Origin of the sequence: Enterobacter cloacae complex sp. I1M (assembly GCF_014982425.1) — a bacterium.
Taxonomy (GTDB): Bacteria; Pseudomonadota; Gammaproteobacteria; order Enterobacterales; family Enterobacteriaceae; genus Enterobacter; species Enterobacter intestinihominis.
Genome location: NZ_JADCLG010000042.1, coordinates 38,451 through 60,435, shown reverse-complemented (window position 1 = coordinate 60,435; position 21,985 = coordinate 38,451). Strand labels below are relative to the sequence as shown.

Sequence of the window (21,985 nt, the reverse complement as noted above, 5' to 3'; positions counted from 1 at the left end):
GCCTTTTCAGGATTATTGTCTTTCGAACCAGGCGCGCAGCTGCGCTTCGAGTTCGTTGATATCGATAATATTGTTGATCACCACCAGCTGGCTTTCCGGCACGCTGGCGCTGGCGGCAATGTCTTTCGCCATTACAAACAGGTCCGCCGCGCCCGGCGTGGCCGAGGAGAGATCGGAGTGTTCAACCTCTGCCTCAATTTCCAGTTTTTTGAGCACCTTTTTAATATTCATTTCGACCATAAAACTGCTGCCCAGGCCGGAGCCGCAAATAGCCATAATTTTCATTGTTATCCCCTTTTTTGAGTAGAGTACGCCCCATCACGCTGACGCGTAATGTTGAGATGAATCGGATTAAATAATTAAATCAGAAGCGATTGATAACGGTTTTTATCTCCTCCAGCGTATTCGCCCGATGTAATTCAGCCATATCTTCGTCGCTGGAAAATAATTCTGCTAAGGCGGAGATCATTTCGATATGGCTATGTTTGTCCGGCGCCGCCAGCATCACAATCACATCGACGGGGTCAAACTCACCAGCACCAAATGAGACGCCCTGTTTCAGTTTTAATAATGACAGGCCAAGTCCTTTCGCCCCTTCTTCCGGTCGCGCATGTGGCATTGCCAGCCCAGGAGCCAGCACATAGTAGGGACCTAACCTGTGATGCTGCTCAATGATAGCCGTGACATATTTCGGCGCAATGACCTGCAAATCCAGCAGCGGTTTCGCGCACAGTTCCAGCGCCTGGGGCCAGCTTTCAACGCTATCCTGTAGGATGATGGTTGTATCATATATCCACTTTTTGAGCATTTTTCACTCCCGCTAAAGGCCAGACATGGGCAAACTCTATTCAACCCATCAATTAATGACTGCGATCGCGATCACAAAGATAGCGCTACCAACGACTAACATGCAGAACTGTGATAGCGCTATCAAATTGCTATCCTGGTGCGAAATCACAGCAAAAAAAGGGATTTAAGGCGTATACTGCCTGTCACGTAAAATGAAGGATGAAACTAAATCGCGTCCTGTCAGCAGGAAGATGTATGTCTTTAACCCGAAAACGGCGCAGTACCGGAAAAGTAACGCTCGCGGATGTCGCGCAGCTTGCCGGCGTAGGCACGATGACTGTTTCCCGTGCCCTCCGCACGCCCGAACAGGTTTCCGATAAACTGCGTGAAAAAATTGAAGCCGCGGTGCAGGAGCTGGGTTACATGCCCAATCTTGCCGCCAGCGCACTGGCATCGGCATCGTCATGGACGATTGCGATGGTAGTACCCAATCTTTCCGAAGCTGGCTGTTCCGAGATGTTCGCCGGGCTACAGCAGGTGCTCCAGCCAGCCGGATATCAGATTATGCTGGCGGAATCTCAGCATCGTCTTGAACAGGAAGAGAAACTGCTTGAAACGCTGCTGGCCTCGAACATCGCCGCGGCGATACTGCTCAGCGTCGAGCACTCCGATACCGTGCGACACTGGCTAAAAAACGCCTCTATCCCGGTGATGGAAATGGGTGCAATGCGTGCCGATCCTATTGATATGAATATCGGGATTGATAACGTCGCCGCCATGTATGAACTTACCGAAATGGTGATTCAGCGCGGCTACCAGAATATCGGCCTGCTGTGCGCTAACCAGGAGCAGTGGATTTTTCAGCAGCATTTGCAGGGCTGGTACAAGGCGATGCTGCGCCACCACCTGTCGCCAAACAGAGTGATTAATGCCGCCATGCCGCCGAGCTTTTCCACCGGTGCGGCACAATTGCCGGAGTTTCTGCTGGCGTGGCCGGAGCTGGATGCGCTGGTGTGCGTATCAGATGAACTGGCCTGCGGCGCGCTGTATGAGTGCCAGCGTCGGCGCATCAAGGTGCCGGACGATTTAGCGGTCGTGGGCTTTGGCGACAGCGACGTCAGCCGCGTCTGTCAGCCGCCGCTGACGACGATGGCAGTACCGCATCGCAAGATTGGGATTGAAGCCGGGAAAGCGTTACTGGAACGTCTGAATGATGGAGACTGGCGCGACCATAAACCCATCGCGTCCAGCCTGTGTCTGCGGGAAAGCTGTTAAGGCTTACTCAGCCTCTTCCTCTTTTTCCGGCTTATTTTCCGGTTTAGCGGATTCGTTTTTGGCGTTGCGGGTCATCCACAGCGCCAGTGCTTTAAGGGAATCCGGCGTGAATTCGTCGCAACGCGCGGTGATCTCTTCCGGCGTCATCCAGCACACTTCGCTCACTTCCTCTTCCTGCAAGGCGAAAGGTCCGTGGGAAACGCAGCTAAACAGCCCGCCCCAGACGCGACAATGCTCATCTTCGAAATAAAACTGTCCGTGCTCGGCAAACGGCACGCCAGCGATACCTAACTCTTCTTCCGCTTCACGACGCGCGGAATCCAGCAATACTTCATCGGCCTGCACGACGCCACCCGCTGTGGCATCCAGCATACCAGGAAGAAAATCTTTGGTGTCAGTGCGACGCTGGACCAGAATCTTGCCCATGCCGTCATGAACAACGATGTAAGTCGCGCGGTGACGCAGACGCTCCGCACGCATTTGTTCGCGGCTGGCCTGCGCGATCACTTCATTCTCTTCGCTGACAATGTCAACCCACTCAGTACTTGCCAAATGATTCTGCTCCACCATCGGGAAACCTTCTCGTCTAAGCGCTCTTTCGGCGCGTTTGCAGTTGTGGTGTAACTTACGGATTAATCGCTATCTGCGCAATAACTTGCTGATCATTAAGTGCGATAACGCTTAATGTCCCGTCTTCATACATGCCGTAGCTTGCCGGGTTACCGCCTTTAGGAATGCTGACAGACCCGGGGTTAAAGTGGTAAAACGCCCCGCGTTTTTCCGCCACCGGAATATGAGTATGACCATAAACCAGGACATCGCCAGCGGCGAGTGACGGCAGGTTATCCGGGCCGAACAGGTGCCCGTGGGTCAGGAACAAACGGCTGTTTTCCATCAACACTTGTTGCCAGGGAGCGGTGATGGGAAATTGCAGCAGCATCTGGTCAACTTCGCTGTCGCAGTTGCCGCGAACGGCGATAATGCGCGAGGCAAAATGATTAAGTTTTTCCGCCACCTGCGCGGGAGCATAGCCTTCCGGCAACGCATTGCGTGGGCCGTGGTTTAACACATCGCCCAGGATCACCAGCCATTGCGCCCCGCTTTGGACGAACAGAGAAAGCACGCGTTCGGTCGCGGGCAGCGATCCATGAATATCCGACGCAAACATCAGTTTCATCAGTTACTCCTCGGGAATACAGACTGCCCTATCATACCTCAAGCGCCCCGTCTTATCAGCCCGCGCGCTTAGCAGAGAGTGCCAGATAGCGCTGTACCGACGCGCGTTGCCACTGGAAGGTGGCGTAATCCACCAGCAGCTGTGGGACGTCATCGCCGTTGAGGATCAGGCGATTGAGCATCAGCGCCAGATCGGTGTCGGCAATACACCACTCGCCAAACAGGTTTGGGTTACCCTGTGACAGCAGCGATGACGCGGTATCAATCAGCTTCCGGGCGCTGGATAAGCCTTCCTCGCTGAGGGCGGGCTTTTTGACGCCAGCGAACACCACGTCCGTGGAGCGTTCTGTGCGAATCGGCACCAGGTCGCTACGCAGCCACGCCTGGATCTGGCGGACGCGGGCGCGCTTTTGCAGATCGTGAGGATAGATGCGTTCCCACTCTGGTGGGGCAAAGCGGTCTTCAAGGTACTCGTCAATCGCTGAGGATTCACTCAACTCAAAACCGTCAATCTCCAGCACAGGGACACGGCGGGTGAGCGCGTAACCCTGCCACTGAGGCTTCAGATGTTCGCCGCTGTCCAGGTCAACGGTTTTCAGACTAAAAGTTAGCCCCTTTTCTGCCAGCGCCACATAAACGCTCATGACATAAGGAGAAAAAAAGTTCGCATCGGACCACAACGTTATTACAGGCTGGCTCATAACATCCTCATCGGCTGATCGGTTTTCACTCAACATATAATCTCTTTGCCTCGCTGTCACTTGATGAAAACTCACGATTTACAACAAGCACCTATACTGATTTTTCATGGCAACACTATTCGCACTGACAGGAGTTGAGAATGATAGATCTCTATTATGCCCCCACCCCTAATGGCCATAAGATCACCCTCTTTCTTGAAGAAGCCGAACTGGACTACCGGATCATTCGCGTGGATATCAGCAAAGGCGATCAGTTCCGCCCCGTTTTTCTGGCCATCTCGCCCAACAATAAAATTCCGGCCATCATTGATAACCTGCCTTCTGACGGGGGCAAACCGTTAAGCCTGTTTGAGTCCGGAGAGATTTTGCTTTATTTGGCAGAGAAAACCGGCAAGCTCCTGAGCGGGGAGTTGCGCGAGCGTCATCACACGCTGCAATGGTTATTCTGGCAGTCGAGCGGCCTGGGGCCGATGCTGGGGCAGAATCATCACTTTACCGCCTATGCGCCGCAGACGATCCCTTACGCCATTGAGCGATATCAGGTCGAAACCCAGCGCCTGTACGGGGTCCTGAACCGTCGGCTGGAAAAATCACCGTGGCTGGGAGGTGAGCATTACAGCATCGCAGATATCGCCTGCTGGCCGTGGATTAACACCCATGAACGCCACCGGATCGACCTGGCCACTTATCCGGCGGTGAACAACTGGTTTGAGCGCATCCGGACCCGCCCGGCAACCGAACGCGCCATGCAAAAAATCCATCAGATTTGAGCCTGTGCCCCGTTGGGTGCAGGTGTTCTCCTCATGTATGATGAGGTAAAAATACTGACACGGAGAAGACCTGCAATGTCCCAGCATGACGCTATTATTCGTATAAAAAACCTTCGCTTACGTACATTCATTGGTATCAAAGAGGAAGAGATCGCGAATCGCCAGGATATCGTGGTGAATGTCGTGATCCATTACCCGGCAGACAAGGCGCGCGCCAGCGAAGACATCAATGACGCGCTGAACTATCGCACGATCACCAAAAGCATCATCCAGTACGTTGAGAACAACCGTTTTGCGCTACTGGAAAAATTAACTCAGGATGTGCTCGACATCGCACGCGAACACCACTGGGTCACTTATGCTGAAGTGGAGATCGATAAACTTCACGCCCTGCGCTACGCCGACTCCGTCTCCATGACGTTAAGCTGGCAGCGCCAGGCGTAAACCTGGAGGTTGTATGAAGATCCTGCTCACCGGCGGTACGGGGCTGATTGGTCGCCATCTCATTCCACGTTTGCAGACGTTGCATCACGACATTACCGTGGTCACGCGCAGCCCGGAGAAAGCGCGCCAGGTGCTGGGCACCGGCGTTGAGATCTGGAAAGGCCTGGCGGAACGGCAGGATCTGAACGGCTTTGACGCCGTCATCAACCTTGCAGGCGAACCAATCGCTGATAAACGCTGGACCGAAGAGCAAAAACAGCGTTTATGCAGCAGCCGCTGGAACATGACCGAAAGGCTGGTTGAGCTGATTCGTAACAGCGAGATGCCGCCCTCGGTGCTGATTTCCGGCTCTGCAACAGGCTACTATGGCGATCTTGGTGAAGTGGTGGTGACCGAAGAAGAGCCGCCGCACAACGAGTTTACCCATAAACTCTGCGCCCAGTGGGAGCGCATTGCCTGCGGGGCGCAGAGCGATAACACCCGCGTCTGCCTGCTGCGCACCGGCGTGGTGCTTGCTCCGAAAGGCGGTATTCTCGGTAAAATGTTGCCGCCGTTTAAAATGGGGCTTGGCGGGCCCATTGGCAACGGTCGTCAGTATCTGGCGTGGATCCATATCGACGATATGGTCAACGGTATTCTCTGGCTGCTGGATAACGACCTGCGCGGGCCGTTTAACATGGTATCTCCCTACCCCGTACGTAATGAACAGTTTGCTCACGCCCTGGGTCATGCCCTGCATCGCCCGGCGGTACTGCGCGTGCCTGCGACGGCGATTCGGCTGTTGATGGGCGAATCTTCGGTGCTGGTGCTGGGCGGCCAGCGCGCGCTGCCAAAACGGCTGGAAGCGGCCGGATTTACGTTCCGCTGGTATGACCTGGAAGAGGCGCTGGGGGATGTGGTGCAGTGAATATGTTAGAGTTATACGCCATCTCTGGATGATATGGCGTAACTATGGCAACCATCACCACAACCCGGCTTCACCTCACCCCTTTCGAACCTTCTGACTGGGCGTTCTTTCGCTCTCTGCGCGAAGACCCCAACATCATGCGCTATATGGCCGCTATCATGCCTGAAAAAGAGACGCGCCGCGTATTTGCCGCGCGCCTGATGGCGGAGCATGTCTTTGTGATCCGTCTGCATAACGACGTTACGCCGCTCGGGGATATCGGCCTGCAAATCAGTGCGGCGAACCGTGAAGAGGCGGATATTGGCTACACGGTTGTGCCTGACGCGCAGGGAAAAGGCATTGCCAGCGAGGCGCTGCGGGCGGTGTGTGAGTATGCATTTAACCAGACGGGCGTGAAGGCGATAAACGCGTACGTGCTGGCGGATAATGGCGGGTCGGTGCGGGTTCTTGAGAAAGCAGGTTTTGTGCGCACGCAGGTACTGGAGAAGGCGTACGAGATTAACGGCGTACGGTATGACGACTGGGTGTATCGGCTGGAGTGTGGTGCGGTCTGAATGCTGGGCGACACTGCGTTTGCCCGGCCTACGGTTTTTGTAGGCCCGGAAAGCGAAGCGCCACCGGGCAATTGGGCGGCTCTGGGGCTGATGCCCTCACCCCGGCCCTCTCCCACAGGGAGAGGGAGAAAGGCCAAACCTACTTCAACGAGCCTTTCAGGAACTGCTGCAAACGCGGGCTTTGCGGGTTCGCCAGCACTTCGTCCGGATGCCCCTGCTCCTCAATCTTGCCCTGATGCAGGAAGATAACGTGGTTAGAAACGTTACGGGCAAAGCCCATCTCGTGCGTCACCACCACCATCGTTTTGCCCTCTTCCGCCAGCTTCTGCATGATGCGCAGCACTTCGCCAACGAGTTCAGGATCCAGCGCGGAAGTCGGTTCGTCAAACAGCAATACTTCCGGCTCCATCGCCAGCGCGCGGGCGATGGAAACACGCTGCTGCTGTCCCCCTGACAGGTGCACCGGATATTTGATCTGCTGCCGCTCGTCGATCCCCACTTTCGCCAGGTATTTCACCGCACGCTCGCGGGCTTCCTGCTTGCTTAAGCCGAGCACCTGAACCGGCGCTTCCATCACGTTCTCCAGCACCGTCATGTGGCTCCAGAGATTGAAGTGCTGGAACACCATTGTCAGACGCGTACGCAGCAGGCGCAGCTGGTTTTTATCCGCCACTTTAAGCTGGCCGTCTTTATCACGGACCATGTTGATGTTCTGTCCGCTCACCACAATCGACCCTTCGCTCGGCTTTTCGAGGAAGTTGATGCAGCGCAGGAAGGTACTTTTACCCGAACCTGATGAGCCGATAATACTGATCACGTCGCCCGCGTTAGCCTCCAGCGACACCCCTTTCAGCACTTCATGTTCGCCGTAGCGCTTGTGCAAATCAATTACGTTTAATTTGTTCTCAGCCATCATAAATTCTCAGTGCGTCGACGGTTTTATATGCTGCAACCAGCGTTTTTCAGCCTTACGGAACAGGCTGATCAGGACGTAAGAAATGATCAAATAGAGCACTGCCGCAATACCAAACGCCGTAAACGGCTGGTAGGTGGCAGAGTTAATATCGCGGGCAATCTTTAACAGATCCGGCACCGTGGCGGTAAACGCCAGTGCCGTCGAATGCAGCATTAAAATCACTTCGTTGCTGTAGGCCGGCAGCGCAATACGCAGCGCCGAAGGCAGAATAATACAGCGGTAGAGCTTCACGGACGAGAAGCCGTACGCGCGCGCCGCCTCAATCTCACCGTGCGGCACAGAACGGATGGCCCCGGCGAAGATCTCGGTGGTATAGGCGCAGGTATTAAGGGTCAGCGCCAGCACCGTACAGTTCAGACCGCTGCGGAAGAACGCGTTCAGCATCTCGGTGCCTTTCACGATCTCCAGCGTGTACATTCCGGAATAGAACACCAGCAGCTGCACGTACAGCGGCGTACCGCGAAACACGTAGGTGAACAGCCAGATCGGAAACTGGATAAATTTATTGTTCGACACGCGGCCAATGGCGAGAAACACCGCCAGAATGCCGCCCATGACCACCGAGGAGATCAGCAGCCACAGCGTGATCGCCACGCCAGTAAAGCGGTAGCCATCCGTCCACAGCAGGGATTTCCAGTACTCCTGAATAATCTCAATCACAGGTCAGCCCTCTTCACACCCACGGAGTAGCGACGTTCGAGCAGAAGCAGCACACCATTGGAGACGGTCGTAAAGACCAGATAGATTACGCCGCAGACTACCGCAAAATAGAACGGTTCCCAGGTGCTTTTACCCGCCAGCTGCGTGGCCTTCACCACATCTTCCAGACCCAGCAGGGAGACCAGCGCCGTTGCCTTGAGAATAACCTGCCAGTTGTTACCGATGCCCGGCAGCGCGTAGCGCATCATGGCCGGGAACATGATCCGGCGAAACGTTTGTGAGGAGGTAAAACCGTAGGCGGTCGCCGCTTCAATGTGCCCTTTCGGCACGGCCATGTAAGCGCCGCGAAAGGTCTCAGTGAAATAAGCACCGTAGATAAAACCAAGGGTAATAATACCGGCCACCATCGGGTCGATATCGATCTGATCCATGCCGATGGCATCCGTGACGCCGTTAAGTGCGATTTGCAGGCCATAAAAGATCAGCAGCATCAGCACCAGGTCAGGCACGCCGCGAATCAGCGTGGTATAGCCTTCAAATATCAGCGCCAGCGGTCTGTTGGCGGATAACTTTGCCCCCGCGCCCGCCAGGCCTATCAGCACCGCCAGCACCACGGAGCTGATAGCCAGCTCAAGGGTGACAAGCGCGCCCTGTAAAATAACGCCAGAAAATCCGTACAGCATACCGCGTGCCCTGTCGTCTCGTGAGTGGTGGAACCGTGTCTTTTCCCCTCCCGCAACGGGAGGGGCCGCACGTTATCAGACGGGGCGATTAGCCGCCGTAAACATTAAAATCGAAGTACTTTTTCGCCAGCTTGTCGTAGGTGCCGTCCGCGCGCATCTCGGCGAACGCTTTGTTCAGGGCTTCACGCAGTTCGTTGTCTTCTTTCCGCAGGCCCATACCGGTGCCAACGCCAAAGAGTTTTTCGTCCTTAATGGACGGACCGCCGAACTTGTAATCTTTACCCACAGGCTGTTTCAGGAAGCCTTCGCTTGCCGCCACTTCATCCTGGAATGCCGCGTCAATACGGCCTGCCGTCAGGTCTGCGTAGATGTTTTCCTGACCCTGGTAAGAGACAATTTCAATCCCCTTTGGCGCCCAGTGCTCGTTACCGTAGGTTTCCTGCGTCGTACCCTGCAACACGCCCACGCGTTTGCCCTTCAGAGATTCAAGGGTTGGCTGAATGTCAGAGGATTTCGCCACCACCAGACGTGAGTCAGCCGCGTAGAGTTTGTCCGTGAAGGCAATCTCCTGCTGACGTTTTTCGGTGATAGACAGGGAGGACATGATCACGTCAATTTTTTTCGCTTTCAGGGACGGGATTAGCGCGTCCAGCGGGTTTTCAACGTAGGTACATTGCGCTTTAATGCGTTTGCACAGCTCGTTAGCCAGATCGATGTCAAAACCGACCAGTTCCCCCTTCGCATTTTTCGATTCGAAAGGCGCGTAGGTTGGGTCAGTCCCAATACGAATTTTCTGCGGAATGGCTGCGAATGCTGCGGTGGCGCTGGAAAAGGCCAGTACCAGAGAAAGTGACAACACCAGTTTTTTCATATCTGTCCTCAACAAACTGTCTAAATACGAGATTTTACGACTACGGGGTGCCGTTAATGTGCCATTAATCCCCTCACTCAGGCAAAGATTAATGCCTCTGAACGGGAATTTTTGCATTTAAAATGCTTAACTATGCACACGGCGGTCCAATATGGTGCATTGCTTGCACCATACTGGAACACTTCCCCTAAAGATGCACCACATCAGTGCATCTCATTCAGGTATTAATCACCGTAGACGTTGAAATCAAAGTATTTCTTCGCCAGTTTGTCGTAGGTACCGTCTTTACGCAGCTCATTAAACGCTTTGTCGAAGGCGGCTTTCAACTCGGTATCATCCTTACGCAGACCAATACCGGTGCCGTCGCCAAAGTATTTTTTGTCTTTCACCGACGGGCCGGCAAAGGCGTACTCTTTACCCGCAGGCTGTTTCAGGAAGCCTTCGCTCGCGGCGACTTCATCCTGAAACGCGGCATCCAGACGGCCTGCCGCCAGGTCAGAGTAGATCAGATCCTGGTTCTGGTAAGCGACCACATCGACGCCTTTCTCGCGCCAGTTAGCATTGGCGTAACCTTCCTGGGTCGAGCCCTGAAGCACGCCAACATGTTTGCCTTTCAGCGAGTCGATGGTCGGCTGGATTGGCGAGCCTTTCGCGGCAATCAAACGTGAGTCGGCAGCGTAGAGCTTCTCTGAGAAGGCGATCTCCTGCTGACGTTTTTCCGTGATGGAGAGAGAAGAGATAATGGCATCAATTTTCTTGGCTTTCAGCGACGGGATCAGCGCGTCAAAGTCACTGCCCACCCATGTGCATTTCACTTCCATGCGTTTGCACATCTCATTTCCCAGATCGATATCAAACCCCACGAAGTCGCCTTTCGCATCCTTGGAGGAGAAAGGCGCGTAGGTTGCGTCTGTACCGATACGAACTGTCTGTGGTAGCGCTGCATAGCTACTTGCTGCTGCACTCAAGCCCACGAGCAAAGACAGAGCCAGAACCGTCTTCTTCATACATTTACCCTCAAGAACCGTGATTTTATTATGGTTTATGTTGCGTGTTGTGTTGCAGGCTGCTCTTGCAGGTCTTATGCCACATTGTCGTCGGGTTAAAACTACGACGTTAAATATGTTAATAAAACGTTGCGATACTGCCTTAATGGTGAAAGATAGCAGGTCTGCCGAACGAACCGGAAAGAGAAAAAGGGAAAAAGCGAATTAAATGTCGAGGATATGATCGCGGTTGCAGTTTTGCCCTGAAACAGGGCAAACAGTCATTTCATGCACCTTGTTTGTGCACAGCCTCACGCCCCCTGCCAGCGGGTAAAGAGATCTTCCGGCAGGTCTATATTGAACTGATCCAGCACGCGGTTAACGGTCTGGTTGATGACATCGTCCAGCGTTTGTGGACGATGATAGAACGCGGGGACCGGCGGCATTATCACAGCTCCCAGTTCGGCTGCCTGCGTCATTAAACGCAGATGTCCCAGGTGCAGCGGCGTTTCCCGCACGCAGAGCACCAGAGGACGACGCTCTTTCAGCACCACGTCCGCCGCACGCGTCACCAGCGTGTCGGTATAGCTGTTTACGATACCGGAGAGGGTTTTAATCGAACAGGGCAAAATAACCATGCCGGCCGTTTTAAACGAGCCCGAAGAGATGCTGGCGGCGATATCGCGGGCATCGTGGACAACATCAGCCAGCGCCTGAACGTCGCGCAGAGAGAGATCGGTTTCAAGAGAGAGGGTCTGACGCGCCGCCTGGCTCATCACCAGATGAGTTTCTACGCCTGCAACGTCACGCAGCACCTGTAACAGCCGGACGCCATAAATCGCGCCGCTGGCACCGCTGATCCCTACAATGAGTCGTTTCATGATTTTTGCCCTTGCTGATTTCAGGGCTGACTGTGCAGGATTTTACGGGGAGTTGCAAGTGAGGGCATTCGCCCTCACTTGCCGGAGCATTAACCTTCGTTGTGCATCTCTAAGCTTTCGAGATCGTTTTGCAGCTGGACGGCTTTCGCATCGTCGTTACGCAGAGAATCAAGGTAGTCGAGATACTGCTGGTCTACGTCTTTTGTCACGTAGATCCCATTGAATACCGAGCATTCGAACTGCTGAATATCCGGGTTCTCGGCGCGCACCGCATCGATCAGATCGTTCAGATCCTGGAAAATCAGGCCGTCGGCCCCGATGATCTGGCGAATCTCATCCACTTCTCGGCCATGCGCAATCAGCTCATTAGCGGTTGGCATATCAATGCCATACACGTTCGGGAAGCGAATTTCCGGCGCTGCGGAGGCGAGATATACTTTCTTCGCCCCGGCCTCACGCGCCATCTCGATGATCTGCTCAGACGTCGTGCCGCGCACAATGGAGTCGTCCACCAGCAGCACATTCTTGTCGCGGAACTCGGCACGGTTAGCGTTTAGCTTACGACGTACGGACTTACGACGCAGCTGCTGGCCCGGCATGATAAAGGTGCGGCCAACGTAGCGGTTTTTCACGAAGCCCTGACGGTACGGCTTGTCCAGAATACGGGCAATTTCCAGCGCGATATCACAAGAGGTTTCAGGGATTGGGATCACGACGTCGATGTCGAGATCGTCCCACTCGCGGGCAATCTTCTCGCCCAGCTTCGTCCCCATGTTGACGCGCGCGCTGTAAACGGAAATTTTGTCGATGAACGAGTCAGGACGCGCGAAGTAAACGTATTCGAACAGGCACGGGTTGCTCACCGGGTTGTCGGCGCACTGGCGGGTAAACAGCTGGCCCTTCTCGGTGATGTAGACCGCTTCGCCTGGCGCGACATCACGCAGGAATTCGAAGCCCAGCGTGTCCAGCGCCACGCTTTCGGAGGCAACCATGTACTCGGAACGGCCATCGCCGAGGTCTCGTTTGCCGAGCACCAGCGGGCGAATGCCGTTTGGATCGCGGAAGGCCACCATGCCGTGACCGATGATCATCGCTACGCAAGCGTACGCGCCACGGATCAGGCGGTTAGTCGCGGCAACGGCGGCAAAAATGTTGTCTGCTTCCAGCGGATAATGGCGGAAGTTATCCAGTTCGCTGGCAAAGATATTGAGCAGGATTTCAGAATCAGAGGTGGTGTTAATGTGGCGACGTTTCTCTTCGAACAGCTTTTTACGCAGCTCGTGGGCATTGGTCAGATTGCCATTGTGGGCAAGCGTGATGCCATACGGGGAGTTAACATAAAAAGGCTGAGCCTCAGAGGCGCTGGAACTGCCAGCAGTAGGATAACGAACGTGACCGATCCCCATATTACCTTGCAGACGCTGCATATGGCGGGCTTCAAACACATCGTTTACCAGGCCATTCGCCTTGCGTAAACGGAAGCAGTTGTTTGCATCAATGGTGATGATACCCGCAGCATCCTGCCCACGGTGCTGAAGCACCGTTAACGCGTCATAAATCGACTGGTTTACCGGCATGAAACCGGCGATACCGACAATACCGCACATTCGTCTTTTCCTCGTTAAGCCACATCTCAGGGTTTATGCCCTGGGCAAGAAACTCGACGAGCTTTGCAGATAGTCAAAGAACCATCTGATGATGAAGCTGAACTCCGGAATGAGCTGCGATTTTTGCCAGTCTTCACTTTTGGAGAACCCGGTAAAGGTATCCAGGAAGAACAGGATCGCGGCCACAATGAGCACGCCTCGCAACGCGCCGAAACAGATGCCGAGCACCCTGTCCGTTCCTGACAGACCGGTTTTCTCGACCAGCTGACCTATCACGTAATTGACGATAGCGCCGACAATCAGCGTCGCGATAAACAGCACCGCGATGGCGATTCCGTTTCGGACCAGTTCATCTTCAAAGCCCGTGAACCAGACAGACAGGTAAGTGTAGTAATGACTGGCAACAAAGAAAGCACAACCCCAGGTTACCAGCGATAACGCTTCACGAACAAAGCCACGGATCAGGCTAACCAGACAGGAAAAACCAATCACCGCAATGATGGCGTAATCAATCCAGACCATATGTGTCCCACGATTAAACGCCCTGTCATCCAGTTCGGGGCGAATTCTAACAGAAAAAGAAAACGTTTGCGTAGGGATTTCCTTCCCACGCGTAAATAAAAAAGGCGCTGAAAAAATGCTCAACGCCACCGCACCTTTGACGTTTCTGTGAACGTCTACCTCCCCCTCACCCCGGCCCTCTCCCTCAAGGGAGAGGGAGCAAACCGTCCCCTCGCCCCTTTGGGGAGAGGGTTAGGGTGAGGGGGTAATTTCTGTCAGTTTGCGCTGTAGTTCATCACCACACCGCTCAGCCCGGAGATCTGCTTCAGCTCGCCAAGCGAACCTTTGAGCTTATCTTTAGACGCATCCGGCCCCACGAGGATACGGGTAATTTTACCCTGTACCGGCGTGGTGGGTGAAGTATAAACACGGTATCCCGCGCCGCGCAGTTTACTCACAATCTCATTGACCTTATCTGCATTTTTCAATGCACCGAGCTGAACGACATAGGCTTTGCCGGTAGGGGCCGCGTCCTGTTTCGCCGGCGGTGGCGTTTCTGAAGCGGCTGCCAGTTGCTCGGCCGCTTTATCCCGCTGCGGTTTCGGCTGCGGCTTCTCCACCGGTTTCGGCTTCTCAACAGGCTTAGGCTGTTCTACCGGCACCGGATCAATCTCGATGTTATTGTTCGTCGCCAGACGCGACGGGTCAAGAGACGGCGCGGCTGCATCACCTGCGCGCACCTCTTCCGCTGCGCCTTCAGGCGGCTGGGCTGGCAGCGCCTGCGTTGCCGCTGGCAGCATATCGGGCTCGTCGCGATCGCCCGGTTTGGGTACCAGCGGAATGGCCGCAAATTCATCCTGGTAATGCTTTTTCTGCCCGTCGAGCAATCCCGGGAGAATAATCACCCCGAGCGCGACCAGCACAATGGTTCCTGTTAAACGGTTCTGAAACTTACTCGCCACCGGTTCTCCCCGCGTCCATCACTTCCATGACATGTGCCACCGTGTGGAATGACCCACACACCAGCACGGTATCTTCTGGTTTAGCCTCCGCCATCGCGGCACGCCAGGCCGAAACCACACTGCTGTAGATTTCGCCTTTGCCGAGATGTTCCATCAACTGCTCAGCAGTCGCGCCGCGCGGCCCTTCCAGAGGAGCACAATACCAGCTATCGACCACACTCTCCATGCAGGCCAGCGTGCCGCCGATATCTTTATCATGAAGCATACCGATAACCGCCAGCACGCGCCCGGTTTTTGGTAACGATTTGAGACGTCCTGCGAGGTACGCCGCCGCATGCGGGTTATGTGCAACATCCAGAATCAGACGCGGCGACTCAATCACAATCTGAAAACGTCCCGGTAACAGTGCGTTCTGAATGCCATCGCGGATTGCCTGCTCGCTTACCGCTAATCCGCTGGCGCGCAGGGCTGCCAGCGCAGTCGCCGCGTTAGGCTGTGGCACCTGCGGCAGCGGCAGATTCTCCAGTACGCCCTGTGCGTCGCTAAAGCGCCAGCCGTTGTCCTGCACCTCATACTGCCAGTCCACGCCGCGACGCAGCAGTCGAGCACCCTTCTCTTTCGCCACTTCAGCGATGGTATGCGGCATGTCCGGTTCGCCAACCACGGCAGGCTTATCGGCCCGGAAAATACCGGCCTTCTCACGGCCAATGCTTTCGCGGTCGGGCCCCAGCCAGTCGGTGTGATCCAGCGCGATGCTGGTGACGACGGCGACATCCGCATCTACCATATTTGTGGCATCCAGACGTCCACCCAGACCCACTTCCAGGATCACCACGTCCAGTTGCGCCTGCTTAAACAGCCACAGCGCCGACAGGGTGCCGTATTCGAAATAGGTTAATGAGGTATCGCCGCGCGCGGCTTCGATAGCGGCAAACGACGCCGTATGGGCCGATTCGGCCAGCTCGGTGTTTTGCACCCGCACGCGCTCGGTGTAGCGCACCAGATGCGGCGAGCTGTAAACGCCTACCTTATAACCGGCTGCCATCAGGACAGATTCCAGCGTGCGGCAGGTGGTGCCTTTACCGTTAGTGCCGGCCACGGTAAACACGAAAGGCGCAGGTTTCAGCACGTCAAGGCGCGCGGCAACCTGGCTTACGCGCTTAAGGCCCATGTCGATAGTTTTACTGTGCAGGTTTTCCAGATAAGAAAGCCACGCGGCCAGGGGCGACGTGGCTTGAGGAATGCTTTTATTTTCCATGATGCCCGGTTGTCATTAATGGTTTAGAAAGCAAAAGGGCAGCGCCATTTGGCCCTGCCCTTTTCAGTTATCAGGCCTCGGGTTCCTGATCCGGTACCACCACGCCTTCGCGCGGCTCGTCCGGGCTCGGCGACGGCAGATTCATCAGCTTCGCCAGGACGCTTGCCAGTTTGAGGCGCATCTCCGGGCGGCGGACGATCATGTCGATAGCACCCTTCTCAATGAGGAACTCACTGCGCTGGAAGCCCGGCGGCAGTTTCTCACGTACGGTCTGCTCGATAACGCGAGGACCGGCAAAGCCGATCAGCGCTTTTGGCTCAGCGATGTTCAGGTCGCCCAGCATCGCGAAGCTTGCAGAAACGCCGCCCATGGTTGGGTCGGTCAGTACCGAGATGTACGGCAGACCGCGCTCCTGCATTTTCGCCAGCGCGGCAGAGGTTTTCGCCATCTGCATCAGGGACATCAGCGCTTCCTGCATTCGTGCGCCACCGGAGGCGGAGAAGCAGATCAGCGGGCAGTTGTCTTCCAGCGCCTGCTCAACGGCACGCACGAAACGCGCACCAACCACAGAGCCCATTGAGCCGCCCATAAAGGCGAACTCAAACGCGGCGGCAACCACCGGCATCTCATGCAGGGTGCCTTTCATGACGATCAGCGCGTCTTTCTCGCCGGTCTCTTTCTGTGCAGAGGCCAGACGATCTTTGTATTTTTTGGAGTCGCGGAACTTAAGCACATCTTTTGGCTCCAGTTCGCTGCCCAGTTCTACCAGAGAACCTTCGTCCAGCAGGCTATGCAGGCGGTTGCGCGCCGACATACGCATATGGTGGTCACACTTCGGACACACCTCAAGATTGCGTTCCAGCTCTGCGCGATACAGAACCTGGCCGCAGCTATCACACTTCGTCCATACCCCTTCAGGAATGCTCGCTTTACGCGTTGGGGTAATGTTGCTTTTAATTCGTTCAATCCAGCTCATTGATAACCTTTCTGCCTGAACCTGGTCGTATGCCAGTTTTGCTGTAAGAGGCGAATAATGCCATTTTTGCCTCCAACAGACCATGAATGTTGCACATTAAAACATAACAGCCCGAAACTTTGGATAAAAAAGTGGTCGAACCGCCAGCGTGCATTTACTTCGCTTGTTTTGCCGCCGCGCGTTTGTGACGAATAATTTCGATCACACCCGGCAGAACGGAAAGCACAATAATCGCTACAATCAGTAACTTAAGGTTTTCCTGAACCACCGGCAGATCGCCAAACAGGTAGCCCGCATAGGTAAACAGCAGTACCCACAGCAGCGCGCCCACCACGTTGTACATGGCAAAATGACGATAGGACATGTGACCCATTCCCGCCACAAACGGTGCAAATGTGCGCACAATAGGCACAAAACGGGCAAGGATAATGGTTTTACCGCCATGGCGTTCATAGAACGCATGGGTCTTATCTAAATAACTGCGGCGGAAAATCTTCGAGTCCGGATTACTGAACAACCGCTCGCCAAACACCCGCCCGATAGTGTAGTTGACCGCATCACCAATAATCGCGGCGATGATCATCAGGACGACCATCAGGTGGACATTCAGGTCATTCGTTGGCAGTGCGGATAACGCGCCCGCCACGAACAGCAGTGAATCTCCCGGCAGGAACGGCGTAACCACAAGGCCGGTTTCACAGAACAGAATGAGGAACAGAATGGCGTATACCCAGACGCCGTACTGCGCGACCAGCTCCGCCAGGTGAACATCAATGTGCAGGATGAAATCAATCAGAAAACGTATTACGTCCATATTGTCTAAGCCCTAATTGCGCCTTTGTTTAGTCCGCTAAAAACAGCGGGCCCATTGGCGGTTTTGGCAGGTCGAACCGGTCCGGATAATCCACCGAAACCAGATACAGACCTTCCGCTTTCGCCGTTGCTGCCGCAAGCGTTCTGTCCTTCGCTGCCAGCAGTTCTGCAATCCAGCTCTCCGGCTGGTGTCCGGCGCCCACTTCCATCAGGCTGCCTACAATATTCCGCACCATATGATGTACAAAGGCATTGGCTTTGATATCCACCACCACATACGCGCCATAACGACTGACGTTAATGTGCATGACGTTACGCCACGGCGTACGGGACTGACACTGCACCGCACGAAACGACGTAAAATCATTCTCTCCAATCAGACACTGCGCCGCACGCTGCATACGTTCTGCATCCAGCGGTTCATAAAAATGCGTCACGCCCTGGCTTAACACCGCCGGGCGCAGGCGCTGGTTGTAGATGACATAACGGTAGCGCCGCGCCGTCGCGCTGAAACGCGCGTGAAAATCATCCGGCACAGCTTTCACCCAACGCACGGCAATGTCACCAGGCAAATTCGCATTTACACCCAGCGTCCAGGCCGCGTCTTTGCGCACGGCGGTGGTGTCAAAATGCACTACCTGTCCCGTGCCGTGAACGCCGGCATCGGTGCGGCCCGCACAGAAGACGCTTATCGGTTCATTCGCCACCTGAGAGAGCGCTTTCTCCAGCTTCTCCTGGACGCTGCGCACCTCATTCTGCCGCTGCCAGCCATAGTATTTACTGCCATCGTATTCAATGCCGAGGGCAATTCTGTGGACCGGCTTTTGTTCCACATCTGACATCAGTACAGATACTCCTGCACCAGTTTTTCCGCGATTTTGACCGCCATCAGCGCGCCGCCAAAACGCACGTTGTCGGCAACGGACCAGAACTGCACCTGCTCAGGCATACCGTAATCGTTACGCACGCAGCCTACAGAGAGATGCGCGCTGCCGGTAGCGTCGCCCACCTGCGTCGGGAATTCACTCTCTTCGGACAGGACAAGGTCCTCTCCGCGGCCAAACGCGTCGCGGGCTTCTTCAGCCGCCAGCGGACGCAGGGCTTCAAACCCGACCATCTGCGCGTGGCCGTAAAAGACCGGAGACTGCACAACGTTCGCGGAGATCATCAGACCGTCATCCTGCAGAATTTTGCGTGCTTCATCGACGATACGACGCTCTTCCCGCACCGAACCTTCACGATCCGGCAGCAGCGGCAGCATGTTGAACGCCAGCTGGCGGCCAAAGAAATCATCTTCGTCGATCGGGATACCGTTCAGCAGCTTCGCGCTCTGCCCTGCCAGTGCGTCTACGGCTTTTTTGCCGTTAGCGGAGGCTGACAGCAGGCTGGTCACGGAAATACGCGACAGGCCACCGTCGTCGATCAGCGGCTTCAGCGCGGTCAGCAGCTGGCTGGTGAGGCTGTTCGGTACTGCAATGATATTGCGGTTGCGGTAGTCAGCCAGCACAAACGGGTTGACGTCCGGCACCACCAGCGGCACATCCGGCTCCAGGGAGAACAGGCCGCTCAGGTCGATCACCAGACAGCCTGAATTGGTCGCTTCTTCAATGTAGGATGCCGTGGCTTCCGCACCTGCGGCAAAAAACGCAAGCTGAGCCTGTGTCCAGTCAAACGCGGCGGCATCCTGCACCATCACGGATTTCCCGCCGAAACGCAGATGTTCTCCTGCGCTGTCGGTACGCGCCAGCGCGTAAATGTCGCCCACCGGGAACTGACGCTCAGCAAGGGTTTCAAGCAGGGCTTCGCCCACGGCGCCAGTGGCACCCAAAATGGCAATGTTCCAGCCTTCAGACATGGTGGTTTACTCCAGAAATAAAAAAGCGTCCCTGCCGGAATATCCGACAGGGAGCATTAAGAAGACATTAACGTGCCGGGTGGTGAACGGCGTTAAATCCCAGCTGATGCAACAGCGCCGCCGCGGGGGCGTCATCGCACATCACATACAGGGAGGACCACTCGCGGCGCTCAAGGTAATTTTTGCGCAGCTTGTCAAACTCACCCGGAATACCCGCCACTTTACGCAGCAGCGCGTCATCGCGGCGCACATCATACACCAAATGCACCAGTCTTTTCAGCGTTGCCTCATCCAGCGGTCCATGAAGGGTAATGCGACCAAATTCCGGGGCGGGCAGCAGCGTATCCAGCGCGACCTGCTGCGGATGGCCGATAAAGGCGCTGTAAGCCTCAAACACCTGGGTTGTACCACGCGCTTTGCCTTCAAGGGTATAACCCGCGATATGTGCGGTACCCACGTCCACCTTATTCAGCAATGCGACGTTGAGATCCGGCTCTGGCTCCCAGACGTCCAGTACGACGCTAAGATCTTGTCCCTCGTCGAGACATGTCAGCAGCGCCGCGTTATCCACCACCGGTCCCCGGCAGGCATTTATCAGAATAGTGCCAGCCTTCAGACGGCGGATCAGCTTTTCGTCGGCCAGGTGCAGAGTCTTGTACGGCCCTTCTTTAAAGAGCGGCGTATGGAAGGTGATGACGTCGCACTCGTCGACCAGCTCATCCAGCGTGCGGAAATCGCCCTCATCGCCGTTATCCTTACGCGGCGGATCGCACAGCAGAGTGCGGATGCCCCAGGCTTCCAGACGCTTTTGCAGACGTCCGCCCACGTTGCCCACACCCACAATCCCGACGGTGCGGTCTTTCAGCGCAAAACCATCGCGCTCGGCCAGCATCAATAGCGAGGAGAATACATATTCCACGACGGCAATGGCGTTACAGCCTGGTGCCGCAGAAAAACCAATCCCCGCCTGCTTAAGCCACTGGTCATCCACATGATCGGTCCCGGCCGTTGCCGTCCCGACAAATTTAACCCCTTTGCCGGTGAGCAGCGCCTCATTTACTTTGGTCACCGAGCGCACCATCAGGGCGTCTGCATCGTCCAGTTCGCTGACCGGAATCGGGCGACCAGGGACAGCCTTAACCTCACCCAGGCGGCTGAACAGCTCACGGGCGTAAGGCATATTTTCATCAACGAGGATTTTCACGTCTGAGTACCTGTTTGAGAGGAAGTAAACCTGCCAAGTGTGCCATAATCTCGCCGCCGGGCATATATCTCCGCCCGGTTACGCAGAGTTTGACTTTAAGGATTTTTGACGATGCAGCCCATTTCAGGTACGCCTCCGCGCCCTCCGGGTGAAGGCCCCGTAACGCCCAACACGCCAGGCGAACAACCGCTCTCCACGCAGCAACGCACCGTACTGGAGCGTCTTATCACGCGTCTTATTGCGTTGACCTCACAGCAAAACGCAGAGGTATGGGCCGGCGTTAAGCACGATTTGGGCGTCAGAAACGATGCGCCGCTACAGTCGCGCCATTTCCCTGCCGCCGAACAAAACCTGAACCAGCGTCTTACCAGCGCACAGCAGCAACATACTACCCGCCAGATTATCTCGCAGCTGACCGAGCTGTTGGGCCAGGGGAATAATCGTCAGGCGGTGAGTGATTTTATCCGTCAGCAATACGGTCATACCGCCCTGAGCCAGCTTTCGCCGGAACAGCTGAAAACCGTGTTGACCCTGCTGCAAAGCAATCAGCTTTCTATCCCGCAGCCGCAACAGCGCCCGTCTACAGAGCGGCCATTACAGCCTGCGGAGCATAATACGCTCAAGCAGATGGTCACTAAGCTGGCTGCCGCCACCGGCGAACCGACAAAGCTTATCTGGCAATCTATGCTGGAACTTTCCGGTGTGAAAGCGGGCGAGATGATCCCGGCAAAACAGTTTACCCATCTGGTCACCTGGCTCCAGGCGCGTCAGACGCTTAGCACCCAGAGCGCTCCGACCCTGCACAGCGTACAGGCGGCACTGAAACAACCGCTGGAACCGCACGAGTTCGATATGATCCGGGATTACGCCCAGCAGAGCTGGCAGGCGACACCGCAAACCGTGCTGACCACCGCGCAGGTACAGGATTTACTGAATCAGATCTTCGTTCGCCGCGCCGAGCGGGAAGGCGGTGTGCCGGAGGTAAGAAACATTCAGCCGATCTACAACCCGCTGTTTGCCCCCGTTGTTGACACGTTCAAGACGCTTTCTGCCCGTCCGGGATTGATGTTTATCGCGTTGCTGATTGCGCTGGCGATTTTCTGGCTGGTTGCTTAAAACTGCCGGGTGGCGGCTAC

26 protein-coding genes are annotated in these 21,985 nt (G+C 55.5%); 6 read left to right on the top strand and 20 right to left on the bottom strand.

Annotated elements, in window-relative coordinates; all coding sequences use genetic code 11:
• Positions 1-12: 12 nt before the first annotated feature.
• Together INF86_RS20970 and INF86_RS20965 are read right to left on the bottom strand one after the other, a co-directional pair.
• Positions 13-285, bottom strand: coding sequence for a PTS sugar transporter subunit IIB (locus INF86_RS20970; protein WP_003861447.1), 273 nt, complete (start codon positions 283-285; stop codon positions 13-15).
• 79 nt (positions 286-364) lie between these two features.
• Complete coding sequence (locus INF86_RS20965) at positions 365-808, bottom strand: PTS sugar transporter subunit IIA (protein ID WP_063147687.1); 444 nt, start codon at positions 806-808, stop codon at positions 365-367.
• Between the two features lie 236 nt (positions 809-1,044).
• Between INF86_RS20965 and INF86_RS20960 the strand changes: the two genes are divergently transcribed.
• The gene (locus tag INF86_RS20960) at positions 1,045-2,064 is read left to right on the top strand and encodes a LacI family DNA-binding transcriptional regulator (RefSeq protein ID WP_023300631.1); all 1,020 of its coding nucleotides are present in this window, start codon (positions 1,045-1,047) and stop codon (positions 2,062-2,064) included.
• Positions 2,065-2,067: 3 nt separating this feature from the next.
• Here the strand turns inward: INF86_RS20960 and yfcD are convergent, their stop codons facing one another.
• Genes yfcD through yfcF form a run of 3 tightly spaced genes read right to left on the bottom strand, consistent with a single transcriptional unit; the run spans position 2,068 to position 3,941 of the window.
• Positions 2,068-2,634 carry an NUDIX hydrolase YfcD gene (yfcD, locus tag INF86_RS20955; RefSeq protein WP_023300632.1) on the bottom strand — a complete coding sequence of 189 codons (567 nt, stop codon included), beginning with the start codon at positions 2,632-2,634 and terminating at the stop codon, positions 2,068-2,070.
• A 55-nt stretch (positions 2,635-2,689) separates the two neighbouring features.
• Complete coding sequence (yfcE, locus tag INF86_RS20950) at positions 2,690-3,241, bottom strand: phosphodiesterase (RefSeq protein WP_045621141.1); 552 nt, start codon at positions 3,239-3,241, stop codon at positions 2,690-2,692.
• A 55-nt stretch (positions 3,242-3,296) separates the two neighbouring features.
• Positions 3,297-3,941, bottom strand: coding sequence for a glutathione transferase (yfcF, locus tag INF86_RS20945; protein WP_180243031.1), 645 nt, complete (start codon positions 3,939-3,941; stop codon positions 3,297-3,299).
• Between the two features lie 140 nt (positions 3,942-4,081).
• Here yfcF and yfcG point away from each other — a divergent pair, with 140 nt between their 5' ends.
• The 4 genes from yfcG to INF86_RS20925 all read left to right on the top strand — a co-directional run bounded on the left by yfcG (position 4,082) and on the right by INF86_RS20925 (position 6,616).
• The gene (yfcG, locus tag INF86_RS20940; RefSeq protein ID WP_022648841.1) at positions 4,082-4,711 is read left to right on the top strand and encodes a GSH-dependent disulfide bond oxidoreductase; all 630 of its coding nucleotides are present in this window, start codon (positions 4,082-4,084) and stop codon (positions 4,709-4,711) included.
• 75 nt (positions 4,712-4,786) lie between these two features.
• Positions 4,787-5,155, top strand: coding sequence for a dihydroneopterin triphosphate 2'-epimerase (gene folX / locus INF86_RS20935; protein ID WP_003861432.1), 369 nt, complete (start codon positions 4,787-4,789; stop codon positions 5,153-5,155).
• Between the two features lie 13 nt (positions 5,156-5,168).
• The gene (locus INF86_RS20930) at positions 5,169-6,062 is read left to right on the top strand and encodes a TIGR01777 family oxidoreductase (protein WP_193543900.1); all 894 of its coding nucleotides are present in this window, start codon (positions 5,169-5,171) and stop codon (positions 6,060-6,062) included.
• A 44-nt stretch (positions 6,063-6,106) separates the two neighbouring features.
• The gene (locus INF86_RS20925; protein WP_063853425.1) at positions 6,107-6,616 is read left to right on the top strand and encodes a GNAT family N-acetyltransferase; all 510 of its coding nucleotides are present in this window, start codon (positions 6,107-6,109) and stop codon (positions 6,614-6,616) included.
• Between the two features lie 139 nt (positions 6,617-6,755).
• Here the strand turns inward: INF86_RS20925 and hisP are convergent, their stop codons facing one another.
• The 15 genes from hisP to pdxB all read right to left on the bottom strand — a co-directional run bounded on the left by hisP (position 6,756) and on the right by pdxB (position 20,849).
• Complete coding sequence (gene hisP, locus INF86_RS20920) at positions 6,756-7,529, bottom strand: histidine ABC transporter ATP-binding protein HisP (protein ID WP_003861426.1); 774 nt, start codon at positions 7,527-7,529, stop codon at positions 6,756-6,758.
• A gap of 9 nt (positions 7,530-7,538) precedes the next feature.
• Complete coding sequence (locus tag INF86_RS20915; protein WP_003861424.1) at positions 7,539-8,252, bottom strand: ABC transporter permease; 714 nt, start codon at positions 8,250-8,252, stop codon at positions 7,539-7,541.
• Positions 8,249-8,935, bottom strand: a complete 687-nt coding sequence (locus INF86_RS20910; protein WP_006811404.1) for a histidine ABC transporter permease HisQ — start codon at positions 8,933-8,935, stop codon at positions 8,249-8,251. The genes INF86_RS20915 and INF86_RS20910 overlap by 4 nt, the downstream gene beginning before the upstream one ends.
• A gap of 88 nt (positions 8,936-9,023) precedes the next feature.
• Positions 9,024-9,806 carry a histidine ABC transporter substrate-binding protein HisJ gene (gene hisJ, locus INF86_RS20905; RefSeq protein WP_003861421.1) on the bottom strand — a complete coding sequence of 261 codons (783 nt, stop codon included), beginning with the start codon at positions 9,804-9,806 and terminating at the stop codon, positions 9,024-9,026.
• Positions 9,807-10,030: 224 nt separating this feature from the next.
• Complete coding sequence (argT, locus tag INF86_RS20900) at positions 10,031-10,813, bottom strand: lysine/arginine/ornithine ABC transporter substrate-binding protein ArgT (protein WP_015572255.1); 783 nt, start codon at positions 10,811-10,813, stop codon at positions 10,031-10,033.
• Positions 10,814-11,103: 290 nt separating this feature from the next.
• Entirely contained in the window at positions 11,104-11,673 is a 570-nt protein-coding gene (locus INF86_RS20895) for a UbiX family flavin prenyltransferase (protein ID WP_159403438.1), read from the bottom strand.
• Between the two features lie 89 nt (positions 11,674-11,762).
• The gene (purF, locus tag INF86_RS20890; RefSeq protein WP_006811407.1) at positions 11,763-13,280 is read right to left on the bottom strand and encodes an amidophosphoribosyltransferase; all 1,518 of its coding nucleotides are present in this window, start codon (positions 13,278-13,280) and stop codon (positions 11,763-11,765) included.
• Positions 13,281-13,313: 33 nt separating this feature from the next.
• Positions 13,314-13,802, bottom strand: coding sequence for a colicin V production protein (gene cvpA / locus INF86_RS20885; RefSeq protein ID WP_000262116.1), 489 nt, complete (start codon positions 13,800-13,802; stop codon positions 13,314-13,316).
• Between the two features lie 254 nt (positions 13,803-14,056).
• Entirely contained in the window at positions 14,057-14,743 is a 687-nt protein-coding gene (gene dedD / locus INF86_RS20880; RefSeq protein ID WP_023300639.1) for a cell division protein DedD, read from the bottom strand.
• Entirely contained in the window at positions 14,733-16,001 is a 1,269-nt protein-coding gene (gene folC / locus INF86_RS20875) for a bifunctional tetrahydrofolate synthase/dihydrofolate synthase (RefSeq protein ID WP_193543899.1), read from the bottom strand. Before folC ends, dedD begins: the two co-directional genes overlap by 11 nt.
• Before the next feature lie 70 nt (positions 16,002-16,071).
• A complete protein-coding gene (accD, locus tag INF86_RS20870; protein ID WP_022648854.1) occupies positions 16,072-16,977 on the bottom strand; it encodes an acetyl-CoA carboxylase, carboxyltransferase subunit beta in 906 nt (301 codons plus the stop codon).
• A gap of 154 nt (positions 16,978-17,131) precedes the next feature.
• Positions 17,132-17,791, bottom strand: a complete 660-nt coding sequence (locus tag INF86_RS20865) for a DedA family protein (protein WP_006811410.1) — start codon at positions 17,789-17,791, stop codon at positions 17,132-17,134.
• Positions 17,792-17,819: 28 nt separating this feature from the next.
• Positions 17,820-18,632, bottom strand: coding sequence for a tRNA pseudouridine(38-40) synthase TruA (gene truA, locus INF86_RS20860; RefSeq protein ID WP_001286071.1), 813 nt, complete (start codon positions 18,630-18,632; stop codon positions 17,820-17,822).
• On the bottom strand, positions 18,632-19,645 hold the full coding sequence (locus INF86_RS20855) for an aspartate-semialdehyde dehydrogenase (RefSeq protein ID WP_023306649.1): 1,014 nt from the start codon (positions 19,643-19,645) through the stop codon (positions 18,632-18,634). The genes truA and INF86_RS20855 overlap by 1 nt, the downstream gene beginning before the upstream one ends.
• Before the next feature lie 67 nt (positions 19,646-19,712).
• The gene (pdxB, locus tag INF86_RS20850; protein ID WP_023306650.1) at positions 19,713-20,849 is read right to left on the bottom strand and encodes a 4-phosphoerythronate dehydrogenase PdxB; all 1,137 of its coding nucleotides are present in this window, start codon (positions 20,847-20,849) and stop codon (positions 19,713-19,715) included.
• Between the two features lie 111 nt (positions 20,850-20,960).
• Here pdxB and flk point away from each other — a divergent pair, with 111 nt between their 5' ends.
• Entirely contained in the window at positions 20,961-21,965 is a 1,005-nt protein-coding gene (gene flk, locus INF86_RS20845) for a flagella biosynthesis regulator Flk (protein WP_045621148.1), read from the top strand.
• Positions 21,966-21,985 lie beyond the last annotated feature (20 nt).